This is a genomic window from Solwaraspora sp. WMMA2059, assembly GCF_027497315.1.
Classification (GTDB): domain Bacteria; phylum Actinomycetota; class Actinomycetes; order Mycobacteriales; family Micromonosporaceae; genus Micromonospora_E.
This window is the reverse complement of the sequence record NZ_CP114908.1, coordinates 1,380,618-1,395,595: the sequence shown is the minus strand read 5'-3', so window position 1 is coordinate 1,395,595 and position 14,978 is coordinate 1,380,618. Positions and strand designations below refer to the sequence as shown.

Annotated in this window: 14 protein-coding genes; 5 read left to right on the top strand and 9 right to left on the bottom strand. The window is 71.4% G+C overall.

Translation table 11 applies throughout. The annotated features are described in order from the left end of the window. Window positions 1-16: 16 nt before the first annotated feature. Window positions 17-1,609, bottom strand: coding sequence for a Rieske 2Fe-2S domain-containing protein (locus O7553_RS06295; RefSeq protein WP_281553900.1), 1,593 nt, complete (start codon window positions 1,607-1,609; stop codon window positions 17-19). A 250-nt stretch (window positions 1,610-1,859) separates the two neighbouring features. On the opposite strand from O7553_RS06295, the gene O7553_RS06290 reads away from it, so the two are divergent. Continuing rightward, on the top strand, window positions 1,860-2,081 hold the full coding sequence (locus tag O7553_RS06290; protein ID WP_281553899.1) for a DUF2631 domain-containing protein: 222 nt from the start codon (window positions 1,860-1,862) through the stop codon (window positions 2,079-2,081). 74 nt (window positions 2,082-2,155) lie between these two features. On the opposite strand, the gene O7553_RS06285 is transcribed toward O7553_RS06290, so the two are convergent. The 8 genes from O7553_RS06285 to O7553_RS06250 form a co-directional block, all read right to left on the bottom strand. Continuing rightward, window positions 2,156-3,259: a DivIVA domain-containing protein gene (locus tag O7553_RS06285; protein WP_281553898.1), complete on the bottom strand. Its 1,104-nt coding sequence runs from the start codon at window positions 3,257-3,259 to the stop codon at window positions 2,156-2,158. A gap of 37 nt (window positions 3,260-3,296) precedes the next feature. Continuing rightward, window positions 3,297-4,424 carry a 23S rRNA (adenine(2503)-C(2))-methyltransferase RlmN gene (gene rlmN, locus O7553_RS06280; RefSeq protein ID WP_281553897.1) on the bottom strand — a complete coding sequence of 376 codons (1,128 nt, stop codon included), beginning with the start codon at window positions 4,422-4,424 and terminating at the stop codon, window positions 3,297-3,299. A gap of 83 nt (window positions 4,425-4,507) precedes the next feature. Further along, on the bottom strand, window positions 4,508-5,881 hold the full coding sequence (locus tag O7553_RS06275; protein ID WP_281553896.1) for a phosphatidate cytidylyltransferase: 1,374 nt from the start codon (window positions 5,879-5,881) through the stop codon (window positions 4,508-4,510). Further along, window positions 5,881-6,438 carry a ribosome recycling factor gene (gene frr / locus O7553_RS06270; protein ID WP_281553895.1) on the bottom strand — a complete coding sequence of 186 codons (558 nt, stop codon included), beginning with the start codon at window positions 6,436-6,438 and terminating at the stop codon, window positions 5,881-5,883. Before frr ends, O7553_RS06275 begins: the two co-directional genes overlap by 1 nt. Window positions 6,439-6,517: 79 nt before the next feature. Then, window positions 6,518-7,273, bottom strand: a complete 756-nt coding sequence (gene pyrH, locus O7553_RS06265; protein ID WP_123600510.1) for a UMP kinase — start codon at window positions 7,271-7,273, stop codon at window positions 6,518-6,520. A 209-nt stretch (window positions 7,274-7,482) separates the two neighbouring features. After that, window positions 7,483-8,313, bottom strand: a complete 831-nt coding sequence (tsf, locus tag O7553_RS06260) for a translation elongation factor Ts (protein ID WP_281553894.1) — start codon at window positions 8,311-8,313, stop codon at window positions 7,483-7,485. 39 nt (window positions 8,314-8,352) lie between these two features. Continuing rightward, window positions 8,353-9,201 carry a 30S ribosomal protein S2 gene (rpsB, locus tag O7553_RS06255; RefSeq protein ID WP_281553893.1) on the bottom strand — a complete coding sequence of 283 codons (849 nt, stop codon included), beginning with the start codon at window positions 9,199-9,201 and terminating at the stop codon, window positions 8,353-8,355. 222 nt (window positions 9,202-9,423) lie between these two features. Then, on the bottom strand, window positions 9,424-9,816 hold the full coding sequence (locus tag O7553_RS06250) for a hypothetical protein (protein ID WP_281553892.1): 393 nt from the start codon (window positions 9,814-9,816) through the stop codon (window positions 9,424-9,426). 758 nt (window positions 9,817-10,574) lie between these two features. Between O7553_RS06250 and O7553_RS06245 the strand changes: the two genes are divergently transcribed. From O7553_RS06245 to O7553_RS06230, 4 genes are all read left to right on the top strand, one after another. Beyond that, entirely contained in the window at window positions 10,575-10,937 is a 363-nt protein-coding gene (locus tag O7553_RS06245; RefSeq protein WP_281553891.1) for a YraN family protein, read from the top strand. Between the two features lie 248 nt (window positions 10,938-11,185). Then, window positions 11,186-12,703, top strand: coding sequence for a YifB family Mg chelatase-like AAA ATPase (locus O7553_RS06240; protein ID WP_281553890.1), 1,518 nt, complete (start codon window positions 11,186-11,188; stop codon window positions 12,701-12,703). Further along, window positions 12,703-13,959: a DNA-processing protein DprA gene (gene dprA, locus O7553_RS06235; protein ID WP_281553889.1), complete on the top strand. Its 1,257-nt coding sequence runs from the start codon at window positions 12,703-12,705 to the stop codon at window positions 13,957-13,959. The genes O7553_RS06240 and dprA overlap by 1 nt, the downstream gene beginning before the upstream one ends. After that, entirely contained in the window at window positions 13,956-14,957 is a 1,002-nt protein-coding gene (locus O7553_RS06230) for a tyrosine recombinase XerC (RefSeq protein ID WP_281553888.1), read from the top strand. Before dprA ends, O7553_RS06230 begins: the two co-directional genes overlap by 4 nt. The last annotated feature ends 21 nt before the right edge of the window (window positions 14,958-14,978 follow it).

Sequence of the window (14,978 nt, the reverse complement as noted above, 5' to 3'; positions counted from 1 at the left end):
CGGCCGACGTCAGGCGCTAGGCCTGCGCCACCGGCTCGCCGGCTGGGGTCTGGGACTCGACCGGTGCCGGGGTGCCGGCCCGCCGGGCTCGGACCTCGTGCCCGACACTGGTCAGGCACCGTCCGCTGGTCAGGTCGAACCGCCAGCCGTGCAGCTGGCAGGTGAGCTGGTCGCCGTCGATGATGCCGAACCGGGTCAGGTCGGCCTTGAGGTGCGGGCAGCGGCGCTGCACGATCCAGTCACCGATCCTGACGTCCTCGGCGTCCGGGCGTTGCTCGGCGTACCAGCCCTCGGCGTACTGCAGCCGCTCGGTGGACAGGCACTTGAAGAACGCGTAGACGAACTCGTTGTACTGGCCGATCCGCGCGGCGGAGAACCGGCAGGACAGGAAGAGCGAGTTGACCCAGTCGACCTCGCCGGTGTGCAGCAGGTGCTCCACCAGGGCCCGATCGGTGCGGAACCGGTAGCGGACCTTCTCGTCGCCGTACGGCCGCACCTGCTTTCCGGGGAAGTCCACCACGATCGACTCGACCGACTCGCCGTCGTAGTCGACCAGGTCGAACCGGACCGGGCCGCCGACCCCTTTGGCCAGGTAGACCGACTCCTCCAGCAACGGCTCGATACGACGTTTCATCTCGCCCAGTACGTCGATCTCCGGGTGCCGCCAGGAAGCCTTCTCAGCCTCGATGACCGGGCGCTTGCGCTCCCGCATCTCGACCAGGTGGGCCTGCTTGTTGGCGAAGAGCTCGTCGACCGGCTGCGGGTGGGTGGTGCGGCACTCGTCGGCGGTGACCTCGGCGACCGAGCCGGGCAGCAGCACCACTCCGTTGCTGCCGCCGACCTTGGCGTACTCGGACAGGAAGACCTGCTGGTCGGGGAAGATGTTGCCCTCGTCGCCGTGGATGTCGTTGAACTGCCACAGTGCGTCGTCGAGGAAGCAGGGCGGCCCGGCGATCGGAAAGACGTACGACGCCTTCAGATCGTCGATGTACCGCCAGGTGCGGTCGAACTGGCGCTCCCGCTTCTGCTTGCCGAACGCGGTCTTGGCGTTGGTGGGCAGCTCGTAGACCATCGGGTACCAGATGGCACCGGAGAACTGCAGCAGGTGGGCGTGCACGTGGCCGAGCGCGGCGAAGACCGACAGATCGGTGGGGCGGGCGTCGTTCTGGTTGAGCAGCCGGACTCCGTCGTGTTCGACCCACAACGACGAGTCACCGATCGGGCCGTCGGTCGGGCTGGTCAACGCCTGGATCATGACGTTGAGGCCGCCGTCCAGCTCGACCACCTCGTTGGTCTTCGTCCGCAGGAAGCTGGTGAAGCCGAGTTCGCGCAGCTCGTCCTCCAGCTCCGAGGTGGGGTACTCGGGCAGCAGCACGGTCGCCCTTTTCGACACGAAGCGCTTCAGGTGCGCCGCGTCGAAGTGATCCCGGTGCAGGTGGGAGACGTACAGATAGTCGACCTGGCCGAGGGACTCCCAGTCCAGCTGGGAGTTGTCCGGAAAGGGAAACCATGAGGCGAAGTAGGCCGGGTTGACCCACGGGTCGCACAGGATGCTGCCCGCAGCCGTGTCGATCCGCATACTGGCGTGCCCGGTACCCGTCAGTCGCACCGTACAGACCCCCTCGGTCACAAGCGATGTGTACGCCGGAAACGCTACCGGAGGCGGCGGTCGCCCCGACTGGCGACGTCTGGATCCGCTCGCTCCGGCTCTGCCTGCCCGGGTGGCCCGGCACCGGCACGGATCCCCCGGCGGGGTCCCGATGCCGCGCCCGCCGACGTCATGCCAGACTGGGCAGGATCCATGCGAGTGACCGGGCTCCGTTCATCGGAAGGGGCCGGTTCGAGAAGGAGGACCAGCCGTGGCCGGAACCGAGCCGGTGACCTCACCCGACCAGCACAAGCCGGGCCATCGCAAGTTGGGGCGGATCGGCGCCATCGTTTCGGCGTTGGTGTTGCTCTCCATGCTGATCGGTAACCATGAGGGCCGCGTCGAGGACATCTGGCTGATCGGCCTGGCCGTCGGACTGCTGGCCATCGTCGTCGGCGACGCCGTGCTACGACGCAACGGCCTACGATCCTGACCGGGGTCCGGCCCGGTCGGTGATGCCGGTCCTGACCGCCGACGTTGATCCGGCCGGGGCGGCCGGATCAACGGTCACCGGCCGCGCTGCAGGATGTCCTGCACCTCCTTGAGCGCTGCGTCGACCTCGGCTTCGAAGTAGCCACCGGTCACCAGCCCGAACTGCACTGTGTCGAGTTCCGCCGTGTCCACCGGCATCGGCCCCCGACCGGCCATCGCGGTGAGGATGTCCTCGAACAGCCGATCCACCTGCGCCGGGTCGTAGCCGCTGCCGAACCGGCGGACCTGGAAGGTCCGCCGGATCTGGTCCACCCGCTGCAGGCTGCCGCCACCGGACAGTCCCGCCGGTCCGCCCGGCATCGCCGGGTGGCCGCCCGTCATGCCCGGGTGGCCGCCGCCCCCGGGAGGGCCACCCATGCCGGGGTAGCCGCCTGCCACCCCCGGGTGGCCGCCGGGGGCGCCACCCATGCCGGGGTGGCCGCCCGACGGCGGGCCGGACTGGCCGGACCGCCGATCCGGGAAGTAGATCTCGGCCGTCATGTCGGCCTTACCGTGCCGGCCCTGCTCGAAACCGTCGAACCGACCGCCCGGGCCGGGACCGAATCCGCGGTGCGGCCCGCCCGGAGCCGGCACCGGCGGGCCGCCTGCCGGAGCACCCGGCGGGTAGCCGCCCCGAGGGTCCTCGTAGCGGCCGTAACTCCCGGTCGGCTGGTCGGCATAGTGGCCGTACGGATCGGGGGCCGGCCCGGGCTGACCGGGCACCGGCCCGGGCTGACCGGGCACCGGCCCGGGCTGACCGGGCGCCGGCCGCGGCGGCAGCGCGGCGGCGGCCGACGGGACCGGGCGCTCGTCACGCATCGGACGATCGTCGCGCCCGGCCGGGGCCGGCCGGTCGGGCCGGCCGGCACGGGTGTCCGCGCCACGACCGGCCGGGCCACGCTCCTCCAGCTCGGCGAGCTGTCGTTCCACCCGGTCCAGGTGCAGGTCGACCTGCCATTCGTCGTAGCCGTTGAACCGGACTCTGAATACGACATCGTGCACTTCCTGCGCGGAAACCGGTGACCCTACCGGCTCGCCGGCGAGTGTGGCCTCTACACGGTCGAGGAAGGCATCCACTTCGTCGACCTTGTAGCCCCGACGAAGCGCCCGACGCCGGAAGCGCTGTCCCTGACTCGCCACTACGTCTCCTGATTCACTCGCTGATCACACCGGTAGCTCATGACGCCGTCTCGGCGGCCGCGAGCTGCCCGCATGCTCCATCGATCTCCCGGCCCCGGGTGTCGCGAACGGTCACCGCGACACCAGCTGCACGCAGCCGGCGAACGAATTCCCGCTCGACCGGCTTGGGACTGGCGTCCCAACGACTGCCCGGAGTCGGATTGAGCGGAATGAGATTCACGTGGGCCATGCGACCAGCCAGCAATCGACCCAGCAGATCGGCTCGCCATGGCTGGTCGTTCACATCCCGGATCATCGCGTACTCGATGGACACCCGCCGACCCGTACGGTCCGCGTACTCCCACGCGGCGTCCAGGACTTCGGCGACCTTCCACCGTTGGTTGACTGGCACGAGTTTGTCGCGCAGATCATCATCGGGCGCATGCAACGACAGCGCAAGAGTCACTGATAGGTCTTCCCCGGCGAGACGCCGCATTGCCGGCACCAGTCCGACGGTCGAGACCGTCAGGTGCCGCTGTGACAGACCCAGCCCTTCCGGTGGTGGCGCGCAGAGCCGTCGGACGGCGGCGATCACCCGGCCGTAGTTGGCCAACGGCTCGCCCATCCCCATGAAGACGACGTGTGACAGCCGGGGCGGTGAACCGGTGATGCCACCCGCCGCAGCCACCCCCGCGAGGTGGACGACCTGATCGACGATCTCCGCGGTAGACAGGTTCCGGGTCAGCCCGGCCTGACCGGTGGCACAGAACGGACAGGCCATCCCGCACCCGGCCTGGCTGGACACGCAGACGGTCACCCGGTCCGGGTAGCCCATCAACACGCTCTCCACCAGGGCTCCGTCGTGCAACCGCCAAAGCGCCTTGCGGGTGGCGCCGCTGTCACACGCGCTTTCGCGCACCGGAGTGAGCAGGGTCGGCAGCAGCCGTTCGGCGACCCCTGCCCGGACGGTGGCCGGCAGATCCGTCATCGCCTGCGGGTCCCGGGTCAGCCGGCCGAAGTAGTGGGTGGAAACCTGCTTCGCCCGGTAGGCGGGCTGACCGAGCCCGGCGAGCAGCGTCTGCCGCTCGCCGAGATTGAGATCAGCCAGGTGCTGGGGCGGCAGGGCGGGGCGACCGTCGGACGCGACGGTCGCCGGACGGCTCGGGGTCAGCGGCAGGCTTCTCATGGCAGGACCAGTCTCCCACGATCCCGCCGTGGCCGGCTCGCCACGGTGGGCGCATCGACCGGCACCCCCTTCTGAACGACCGCTCAGCCGGCCAACGCGATCAACGACAGCACGAGGTAGGAGACCGGCAACGCGAACAGGATCGAGTCGAGCCGGTCCATCAGCCCGCCGTGTCCGGGCAGCAGGTTGCTCATGTCCTTGACCCCGAGATCCCGCTTGAGCATGGACTCGCCTAGGTCCCCCAGCACTGCCGCGACCGACACCGCCACGCCGAACAACGCCCCCCACAGCGGCATGACGTCGAGCAGCAGAAGCAGCAGCACCGCGCTGCCGATCCCGGCGGCGGCCACCGACCCGGCAAAGCCTTCCCAGGACTTCTTCGGGCTGATCGTCGGCGCCATCCGGTGCCTGCCGTAGAAGACACCGGCGGCATAGCCACCGGTATCGGAGAGGATCACCGCAGCCAGGGTGACCAGGATCTGCAGGTCGCCATCCGGCCGACTGGCCAGCAGCGCGGCGAAACCACCTAGAAACGGGACGTAAACCGCGATCAGCGTGGCCGTGGCCGCGTCCCGCTGGTACCCGGACGGTCCATCGCCCAGCCGCCAGATCAGCATCGCCAGAACCGTCACCAGCAACCCGAGCGCCAGAGCATCCGGGCCGATCCGCCAGGCCAACACGGACATCAGCGCGCCGCCGGCGAGCAACGGGATCGTCGGCGGACGGGCGCCGCTGGTACGCACCGCCCGGATCATCTCCCAGGTGCCCAGGCTGACGGCGGCCAGCAGGACGACCAGGAAGGCTGGCCGCCATAGGAACAACGAACCGAGCACCACGACGACCAGCCCGAGGCCGACGCCGATGGCAGCCGGCAAGTTTCGGCCGGCCGACGGCCGGCGGTCGGCGGTCGGCGGTGCGTTCCCGGCCTCGCCGGGCGGATCCTGACCGGCCCGACGCGGGTCGATCGGCTCCGGCACCGGCTGATCCGGGTCGGAGCGCTCGGTCACCGGCCGAGCCGGACCAGACCGGCCGGATCGACGGCGTCGCGCGCCGGCCCGCCGGCGCGCTGCCGAGCTGTCCGGCCCCGCCTGCGGAGCCGGGTCCGTTGACGGCGCTACCCGCTCGCCGTCCCGGTACCCGGTCGACCAGTGCCCGGCGCCGTGACCGTTACCGGCTGGCGCGCCGCCGTGGGGCAGACCGCCGTTGCCAAGGTGGGAACCGGTGTACGGGAATTCCCCCGTACCGGTGTACGGCCCGGTGGGGACGGGACCGCCGTGGGCGGCGCCGCCGTACACCGGGCCGGGCACGGCGTTCGGGCCGCCGTACGGCTGGGACCGCTCAGCCAGCGGATGGCCGTTACGGGTCTCCGGAGCTGACGGTTCGGGCGCGGCGCCGGGGTGCCGCGCCCTTGTTCGAGCGTCCGGTTGATCGCCGCCAGCGGTCTCGGGGTAGGACATCAGACCTCGAGCAGCTCGGTTTCCTTGTGTTTGACCAGTTCGTCGACGCTGGACACGTACCGGTGAGTGAGATCGTCCAGTTCCTTCTCCGCCCGGCGTCCCTCGTCCTCGCCGGCCTCGCCGTCCTTGACGATGCGGTCGAGTTCTTCCTTGGCCTTACGACGGACGTTGCGGATGGCGACCTTGGCGTCCTCGCCCTTGCCGCGCGCCACCTTGATCATCTCTCGCCGGCGGTCCTCGGTCATCTGCGGCAGCAGGATCCGGAGCTGGGTCCCCTCGTTGTTGGGGTTGACTCCGAGGTCCGAGTCGCGGATCGCCTTCTCCATCGCGGCGAGCTGCGACATGTCGTACGGCTTGACGATGGCCATCCGCGGCTCGGGCACCCCGACGGATGCCATCTGAGTGATCGGCGTCGGGGTTCCGTAGTAGTCGAGCACGATGCGGGAGAACATCGCCGGAGTGGCCCGACCGGTCCTGATCGCGCCCAGCTCCTCCTTGGCGTGCTCGACGGCGCGCTCCATCTTCTCCTCTGCTTCGAGCAGAGTCTCCTCGATCACCTGTTCCGTCGCCTCCTTCTGATGGTCCGGTGTCCCTGCTGGCACCTGCCGGTACGGATCCGCCGCGCGGTCCGGCCGGTCAGGTCGTGATCAAGGTACCGATGCGCTCGCCGGCGACTGCGCGCACGATCGTGTCGTCGCCCTGCGCGCCGAAGACCAACATCGGCAGGTCGTTGTCCATGCAGAGGCTGAACGCCGCAGCGTCGGCAACCCGCAGTCCGCGCCGTAGCGCCTCGGCGAAGGTCACCGTGTCGAGCTTGCTGGCGGTCGGGTCGGTCCGTGGATCGGCGGTGTACACCCCGTCCACGCCGTTCTTGCTCATCAGCACCACGTCGGCGTGGATCTCCAGAGCACGCTGCGCCGAGACGGTGTCGGTGGAGAAGTACGGCATACCGGCACCCGCGCCGAAGATCACCACACGGCCCTTCTCCAGGTGCCGGATCGCGCGCAGCGGGATGTACGGCTCCGCGACCTGGGCCATCGTGATGGCGCTCTGCACCCGGGTCTCGACGCCTTCCTTCTCCAGGAAGTCCTGCAGGGCCAGGCAGTTCATCACAGTGCCCAGCATGCCCATGTAGTCGGCCCGGGCCCGGTCCATGCCGCGCTTCTGCAGCTCGGCGCCGCGGAAGAAGTTGCCGCCGCCGACCACCACCGAAACCTGGACCCCGAGCCGGGAGACAGTGGCGATCTGCCGGGCGATGTCCTGCACCACATCCGGGTCGACGCCGATGGCTCCGCCGCCGAATACCTCACCGGACAGTTTCAGTACCACCCGCCGGGACCGCCCGGGTGGAGGCGCGGTCGGGTCGTCCGCCGCCAGCGTGTGTCCACTCATTACCTGCGTCATCCGACCCGCCCTTCGCTAGCTGCCCTCAGCGCCGCCGTACTCACCCTCGTGCCCAGACTACGGAACGAGGAGGCCGTGGTGCCTGTCACGTACACCAACGGCCTCCTCTATCGATCGATCGTCTCGATCCTCACCGGGTACCTGGCTGCGCCGGCCGCTGACCGGCCGGCGCACCGGACACCGGCCCGGACCGCAGCTCAGGCCTGGCCGACCTCGAACCGGACGAAACCAGTCACGTCGATGCCGGCCTCAGCCAGCACCTTCTTGACCGTCTTCTTGTTGTCCGCCACCGAGGCCTGCTCCAGCAGGACGAAGTCCTTGAAGAAGGCGTTCACCCGGCCCTCGATGATCTTGGGCATGGCCGCTTCCGGCTTGCCCTCCTCGCGGGCCGTCTGCTCGGCGATCCGGCGCTCCGACTCGACCGTCTCCGCCGGCACCTCCTCACGGGTGAGGAAGCGCGGCCGCATCGCGGCGATCTGCATCGCCACGCCGCGGGCGTCGGCGTCGGCCGCCTCGTCCTCCTTGCCGGAGTACGCCACCAGGACGCCCACCTGCGGCGGAAGGTCCTGCGCCTTGCGGTGCAGATAGACCGTGACGGTGCCGTCGAGCCGGGCGAACCGGTTGAGCACCAGCTTCTCGCCGATCTTGGCGGACTGCTCCTGGACCGCGTCGGCGACCGGCCGGCCGTCCGGCAGGGTGGAGCCGAGCAGCACCTCAGCGTCGGTGGCCTTGATCTGCTCTCCGTGCTCGACCAGCAACTGCGCGAAATCGATGAAGTCGGTGTTCTTCGCGACGAAGTCGGTCTCGCAGTTGAGCTCCAGCAACGCCGATCCGGCGTGGGCCACCAGACCGTTCGCGGCGGTGCGGCCGGCCCGCTTTCCGACGTCCTTGGCACCCTTGATCCGCAGGATCTCTACGGCCTTGTCGAAGTCGCCCTCGGCCTCCTGCAGCGCCTTCTTGCAGTCCATCATGCCGGCGCCGGTGAGGTCGCGGAGCTTCTTGACGTCCGCGGCGGTGAAGTTGGACATGACTCTCTCTTCAGTCTCGTCAGACGGCTTGGGTGGTCGTCACTCCGCGGCGGCGGCAGCGGGCTCGTTTTCCTTGCTGGCCGAGGGCTCGTTCTCCTTGTTGGCCGGCCCCTCGAGCAGCTCGCGCTCCCACTCGGGCAGCGGCTCATCGGTGGCCACGGCGCCCGGCTCCGGCTTCTCCTCGGCACCACGCGACTTGCCGGAACGGGCGATCAGGCCGTCCGCCACGGCGGTCGCGACGACCCGGGTGAGCAGCTCGGCGGAGCGGATCGCGTCGTCGTTGCCCGGGATCGGGAAATCGACCTCGTCCGGGTCACAGTTGGTGTCGAGCACCGCGATCACCGGAATGCCCAGCTTGCGGGCCTCGTCAACGGCGATGTGCTCCTTCTTGGTGTCGACGACCCAGATCGCCGCCGGCACCTTCTGCATGTCCCGCAGACCGCCGAGCGTACGGCTGAGCTTGTCCTTCTCCCGGGACAGTTGCAGGGTTTCCTTCTTGGTGTAGCCCTGCGCGGTGCCGGTCAGGTCCAGCGCCTCCAGCTCCTTCATCCGCTGCAGTCGCTTGTACACCGTCTGGAAGTTGGTCAGCATGCCGCCGAGCCAGCGGTGGTTGACGTACGGCTGACCGACCCGGGTCGCCTGCTCGGCGATGGCCTCCTGTGCCTGCTTCTTGGTCCCGACGAACAAAATGTTGCCGCCGTCGGCCACCGTGTCACGGACGAAGGTGTACGCCTTCTCGATGTAGTCGAGAGTCTGGCGCAGGTCGATGATGTAAATGCCGTTACGCTCGGTGAAGATAAACCGCTTCATCTTCGGGTTCCAGCGCCGGGTCTGGTGCCCGAAGTGCACACCGCTCTCCAGCAGCTGACGCATGGTCACCACGGCCATGGTGTCTTCTCCCTTTTGTCCCTGGTTGTCACGCCGGCCGGCGGCCGAGCGTCCTGGCGCCCGGTCGGCGATCATGGTGGGCCTGAGTGATCAGGACCAGGGGACCGTCGCCCCCACGGCTGTCGCCGGGGAGAAGGGCGCGCGAGGTCGACCGCGCGAGGCGGTCGCCGGTTGTCAAGTGTACGCCCTGCGCCGGGTCGCGACCCGGCCAGCCCGCAGGGTTCAGCCCGCGAGTCCGGCCACCACGAACAGCAGCAGGCCGACCAGCAGATGCGCGGTCGGCGGACGCAGCAACGCCTCGACCGGAGAACCCACCTTGGTCGCCCCGGTGGCCAGCGCGTAGAGACCGATACCGAACGCGGGCAGACCGATCATCAGCGCCGTACCGGCGACCACCGCGCCGACCTCGGCCGGATCGGCGAGCGCTCCATCGAGCAACAGCCGCAACGCCGGCACCTCGAAGATCATCACCAGGACGGCGAACAGGATCCCCAGCGCAGGACGTCGACTGCGGTACACCCCGTCGCTGACGACGCTGCCCGCTGGTGCCCGCCGGCCGCCGTACTCCCCGATCAGTGGTGGATCACCGGCCGGACGGGGCGTGACCGGTGGCATGAGCCCGGTGGGGATGTCGACCGAACTGGCCGACTCGTCCGGCCGCCCCTGGTCGGACCGCCGGCCGGGATCGGACCGCCTTGCGGAGTCGGACCGCCGGCCGGGATCGATTGCCGGACCGGACTCGGGCCGAGGCTCCGCAGTCGCGAACGGTGGACCGCTCGCTGTTCCGGGAGGTGCCGACGTCGGCGGAGCAAACGGCGGGGCCGACGCGGGCGCAAACGGCGGGGCCGACGCGGGCGCAAACGGCGGGGCCGACGCGGGCGCCCCGTACGGCGGGGCCGACGCGGGAACTCCGCCGTACGGCGGTGCCGACGCCGGGTCCGGCGCCGCGCGCCGTCGGCCCCCTTCCGTCGTGTCCGCCCGGGTAGCCCGGGCGGCCCGAAGTTCACCGGTACCGTCGCCGCTGGCGTACCGGCTGGTGCCGCCGAACGGGTCGTCACCGAGCCGGTCGCTGCTCGAGTCGGAGGATTGCCAGGACGGATCGACGTAAGTGCGCTCGGAGTACCACCGGGGATCGGGGTCGTCCGGATAGTTTCGGTTCGGGTCCACGGACAGGGACCGTATGTCACCGCAACCGCCGCCGCCACTCGGGTCCGCTCCACGGACGTCCCCGACGATCTTGTACCGGTGCTGGTCAGACCGGCGCTAGCAGGCCGGCGGCCGGTGCCGTCGCGGCGTCCACAGCCTGCCCGCCGTCCACAACCACGGCGTACCGCACCCGACATCGGCCGTCACCGCCGGGCACTTTGCCAGACATGACCAACATCAGGCAGGCCGTCGGCGCCTACGGCGAACGCTGCGCCGTACGGCACCTCATCGACGCCGGGCTCGTCGTCGTCGAACGCAACTGGCGCTGTACGGCCGGCGAGATCGACATCATCGCCCGGCACGCCGACACCATCGTGTTCTGCGAGGTGAAGACCCGCCGCAGTGGCCGCTACGGCGCGCCGGAGGAAGCGGTCACCACAGCCAAGGCCCGGCGGATCCGCCGGCTGGCCGCCGGCTGGCTGGCCGCGAACCCGGGACATGGCCGGCGGCCGGTGCGATTCGATTTGATCTGCGTGACCGTCGGTCGGTCCGGCGCGGCCCAGGTCCGGCACCTGACGGCGGTCTTCTGACCACCGTCGCCCGACCGGTCGGCGTCGGCTGGCAGCCGTTGCCTGGCAGCCGTTGCCTAGCATCCGGCATCGACCGGTCGCCGCGTTGTCCACAGCGGGACCTTTGTCCACAGGCGCGCCCCTTCCCGGCCCGGCGCCCGGGTCGCCGACAGCGACCGTCGAGCCATGAGAAACGACATCCGCCGCCCGCCGCGCACCGACGACCGACCACCCTCCACGACGGACGGCCCACCGGTGGAGACCGGGCGATGAGCTACGCGAAGGTGCTCTGCGTCGGTCTGGTCGGCGTCACCGGACATCTCGTGGAGGTGGAGGCCGACCTCGCCGCTGGGCTCCCGGCAGTGATCATCTCGGGGTTGCCGGACACCACCCTGCATGAGGCACGGGACCGGGTACGCGCCGCGATCGTCAACTCCGGGCAGCACTGGCCGAACCGGCGGATCACCGTCAACCTGCTACCGGCGACGCTGCCCAAGGTCGGTTCGGGGTTCGATCTCGCAGTGGCCACCGCGCTGCTCGGCGGCACCGGAGAGCTGCCGCTCGCCCCGGTCGACGGTGTGGCGCTGCTCGGCGAGTTGGGCCTGGACGGCACCGTACGACCGGTGCGCGGGCTGCTGCCGATGGTGGTGGCCGCAGCCCGGGCCGGGGTGACCCAGGTGGTGGTGCCGGCCGCGAACGCGGCCGAAGCGGCGGTGGTGCCGGGAGTCCGGGTCAAGGCCGTCGACACGCTGCACCGGCTGATCGCGTTCATCCGTGGCGCCGGCGAGCTGCTCGATCCGCCGCCACCGAAGCCGGGCACCATCGAGGCCGGCCCGGACCTCGCGGACGTAGCCGGGCAGGCGTTCGGCAAGCGGGCCTTGGAGATCGCCGCAGCCGGCGGCCACCACCTGGCGCTGATCGGGCCGCCCGGTGCCGGCAAGACCATGCTGGCGGAACGGCTCCCCGGCCTGCTGCCGCCGTTGGACGACGCGGCGGCGCTGGAGGTCTCCGCGTTGCACTCGATCGCCGGGGTGCTGCCACCGGGCAGCGCCCTGCTACGCCGACCGCCGTTCCAGGCCCCGCACCACTCGGCGACCGTCGCATCGCTGGTCGGCGGCGGTTCCGGGCTGGCCCGCCCCGGCGCGGTCTCGCTGGCTCACCACGGCGTCCTGTTCCTTGACGAGGCACCCGAGTTCCACGGCCGGGTGCTGGATTCGTTGCGGCAGCCGCTGGAGAAGGGGCGGGTGCTGATCACCCGCGCCCTGGGGGTCACCGAGTACCCCGCCCGGTGCCAGCTCGTGCTGGCGGCCAACCCGTGCCCGTGCGCCCGACCGGCCGGCGACCAGCTCTGCGAGTGCCCGCCCGTGGTACGGCGCCGCTACCGCAACCGACTGTCCGGTCCGCTGATGGATCGCATCGACCTGCAGGTGAGCCTCACCGCGCTGCGGGCCGTGGACCTGATGACGACCCAGACGCCGGCGGAACCGACCGCGACGGTCGCCGACCGGGTGGCCGCCGCCCGCGAGGCCGCCCGGCAGCGCTGGGCCAACCAGGGGTGGCGGACCAACTCGGTGGTCCCCGGGCCCGCGTTGCGACGCCCGCCGTGGCGGCTGCCCGCCGGTGAGACCGCCGCACTGCGCCGCCGGCTGGACGTCGGTGCGATCTCCGCCCGGGGCTTCGACCGCATTCTGCGACTCGCCTGGTCAATCGCGGACCTGGACGGACGGTCCCGGCCGGACTCGGCCGACATCGACGAAGCCATCCAGCTGCGGACGGGCGAGCTGTGATGCCGGGCGCCGAGACGGCCGGCAGCCGGCTGGCCCGGATCGCGTTGACCTGGCTCGCCGAGCCCGGAAACGAAGCCGTTCACCGGCTCGTCGGGGCGGTCGGCCCGGTCGAGGCGCTGGCCCGGCTGCGCGCCGGGCGGAGCCCGGACGACCCGACCCGGACGGCGAGCTCCGCGCGGCTGGCGACCGCCGATCCGCTGCAGGTGGCCGCCGCCGCCCTCGACCGGGCGGCGCGGGTCGGCGCCCGGCTGGTGACGCCGGACGATCCGGACTGGCCGTGCCAGGTTGAGGACCTGACCCGGCTGGCCCGTCGCCCCGGCGGGGGGTCGGGCGGTGCCGGTTTCGGAGATTCCCGGGGCGGCGCGCCCCCGCTGGCCATGTGGATCCGTGGGCCGTTGCCGCTCGCCGAGGCGCTGGCCCGGTCGGTCGCCGTGGTCGGCTCCCGGGCGCCCAGCGAGTACGGACGTCACGTCAGCATGGAGTTCGGCCACGGCCTTGCCGAGCAGGGTTGGACGATCGTCTCCGGAGGTGCGTACGGCATCGACGCCTGCGCCCATCGCGGTGCGCTCGCCGCTGGCGGCAGCACGGTGGCGGTGCTGGCCTGCGGGATCGACCGGCCGTACCCCACCGGCAACACGGCGATGTTCGACCAGATCGTCGAGTCCGGGCTGCTGGTCAGTGAGTGGCTGCCCGGCGCCGAGCCGCTGCGGCACCGGTTCCTCACCCGCAACCGGTTGATCGCCGCCGCGACGGCCGGGACCGTGCTGGTCGAGGCCGGTGCCCGCAGCGGGGCCGCCCAGACGGTCCGGCGCGCGTTGGCCCTGGGCCGGGCGACCATGGTGGTGCCGGGGCCGATCACCTCCGCCGTGTCTGTCGGCTGTCACGAGATTCTGCGCGACCACCCGCAGGCCCGGCTCGTCGCCGGGGTCGCCCACGTGCAGGAGGAGATCGGCCGGATCGGTATCGACCTCGCACCGCCACCGCGCGGGCCCGAGCGTCCCCGTGACTCGCTCGATCCCCAGACGGCGCGGGTCCTGGAGGCGGTTCCCGGCCGCGGCTCGGTCGACCTGGACGAGCTGGCCGGCCGGGCCGGCGTCGACATCCGCACCGCGATGCGTTCGGTCTCCGCGCTGCAGGCCCGAGGGCTGCTCACCGGCGCGGACGGGCGCTACCGGTTGCCGCCACGGTCCGGCACCGGGGTCGGCCGGCGTGGCGACTTGACCGATCGGGCCGCCGGGCCGACGGTCGGGAAGTGAGCGACGACGACAGCCGGGGCACCGCCGCGCGGCACGCCGGTCTGCCGTCCGGCCTGCGCGACGCCGTGGACGCGTTCGCGCGGCACCTCGCTCTGGTCGACAACCGTTCGGCCCACACCGTACGGGCGTACGTCGGTGACGTCGTGTCGCTGCTCGATCACGCAGCCCGGATGGGGGTCCACTCCCCCGCCGGGCTCGACATCACGGTGTTGCGTAGCTGGCTGGCCAGGCAACGGACGTTCGGCGCCGCCCGGGCCACGCTGGCCCGGCGGGCGGCGGCCGCACGCGCCTTCAGCGGCTGGGCGCACCGCAGCGGGTTGACCGGCGCCGATGCCGGTGCGGCCCTGGCCAGCCCTCGGCCGCACCGGACGCTGCCGGCGGTGCTGCGCGTCGAGCAGGCCGCGCAGCTGATGCCGCACGGCGACGGCACCGGCTCGCAGGCTCAGCCGGCCGGGGAACAGACCCGGGAACCGACCGGCACCGGTCCGGACGGCCCGCTGCGGCTGCGCGACCGACTGGTCCTGGAGCTGCTGTACGCGACCGGGGTCCGGGTGAGCGAACTCTGCGGGCTCGACCTCGCCGACCTCGACCCGGGCCGGCGGGTACTCCGGGTGCTGGGCAAGGGCGGCCGGGAGCGGACCGTGCCGTACGGAGTGCCGGCCGGGGCGGCGCTCCACGACTGGCTGGTTCATGGGCGACCAGCGCTCGCGTCGCCCCACTCCGGCGAGGCGCTACTGCTCGGCGCGAAGGGCGGCCGGCTCCAGGCCACGGTGGTACGCCGCATCGTCACCGCGGCTGCCCGCGACGCGGGTGTACCCCGCGTCACCCCGCACGGACTGCGCCACTCGGCGGCCACCCACCTGTTGGAGGGTGGCGCCGACCTGCGATCGGTCCAGGAGTTGCTCGGGCACGCCTCGCTGGCCAGCACCCAGCTCTACACCCACGTGTCGGTGGAACGGTTGCGGGCGGCGTACCGGCAGGCCCATCCGCGGGCCTGAGGCTGCCGGCCCGGGGAGGGG

What these genes read in the sequence shown, in the direction of transcription:
- O7553_RS06275 (WP_281553896.1), bottom strand. Translation starts at nt 5,881, where the DNA reads ATGTCCTACCCCGAGACCGCTGGCGGCGATCAACCGGACGCTCGAACA.
- O7553_RS06245 (WP_281553891.1), top strand. Translation starts at nt 10,575, where the DNA reads ATGACCAACATCAGGCAGGCCGTCGGCGCCTACGGCGAACGCTGCGCC.
- O7553_RS06250 (WP_281553892.1), bottom strand. Translation starts at nt 9,816, where the DNA reads ATGCCACCGGTCACGCCCCGTCCGGCCGGTGATCCACCACTGATCGGG.
- dprA (WP_281553889.1), top strand. Translation starts at nt 12,703, where the DNA reads ATGCCGGGCGCCGAGACGGCCGGCAGCCGGCTGGCCCGGATCGCGTTG.
- pyrH (WP_123600510.1), bottom strand. Translation starts at nt 7,273, where the DNA reads ATGAGTGGACACACGCTGGCGGCGGACGACCCGACCGCGCCTCCACCC.
- tsf (WP_281553894.1), bottom strand. Translation starts at nt 8,313, where the DNA reads ATGTCCAACTTCACCGCCGCGGACGTCAAGAAGCTCCGCGACCTCACC.
- rlmN (WP_281553897.1), bottom strand. Translation starts at nt 4,424, where the DNA reads ATGAGAAGCCTGCCGCTGACCCCGAGCCGTCCGGCGACCGTCGCGTCC.
- rpsB (WP_281553893.1), bottom strand. Translation starts at nt 9,201, where the DNA reads ATGGCCGTGGTGACCATGCGTCAGCTGCTGGAGAGCGGTGTGCACTTC.
- O7553_RS06240 (WP_281553890.1), top strand. Translation starts at nt 11,186, where the DNA reads ATGAGCTACGCGAAGGTGCTCTGCGTCGGTCTGGTCGGCGTCACCGGA.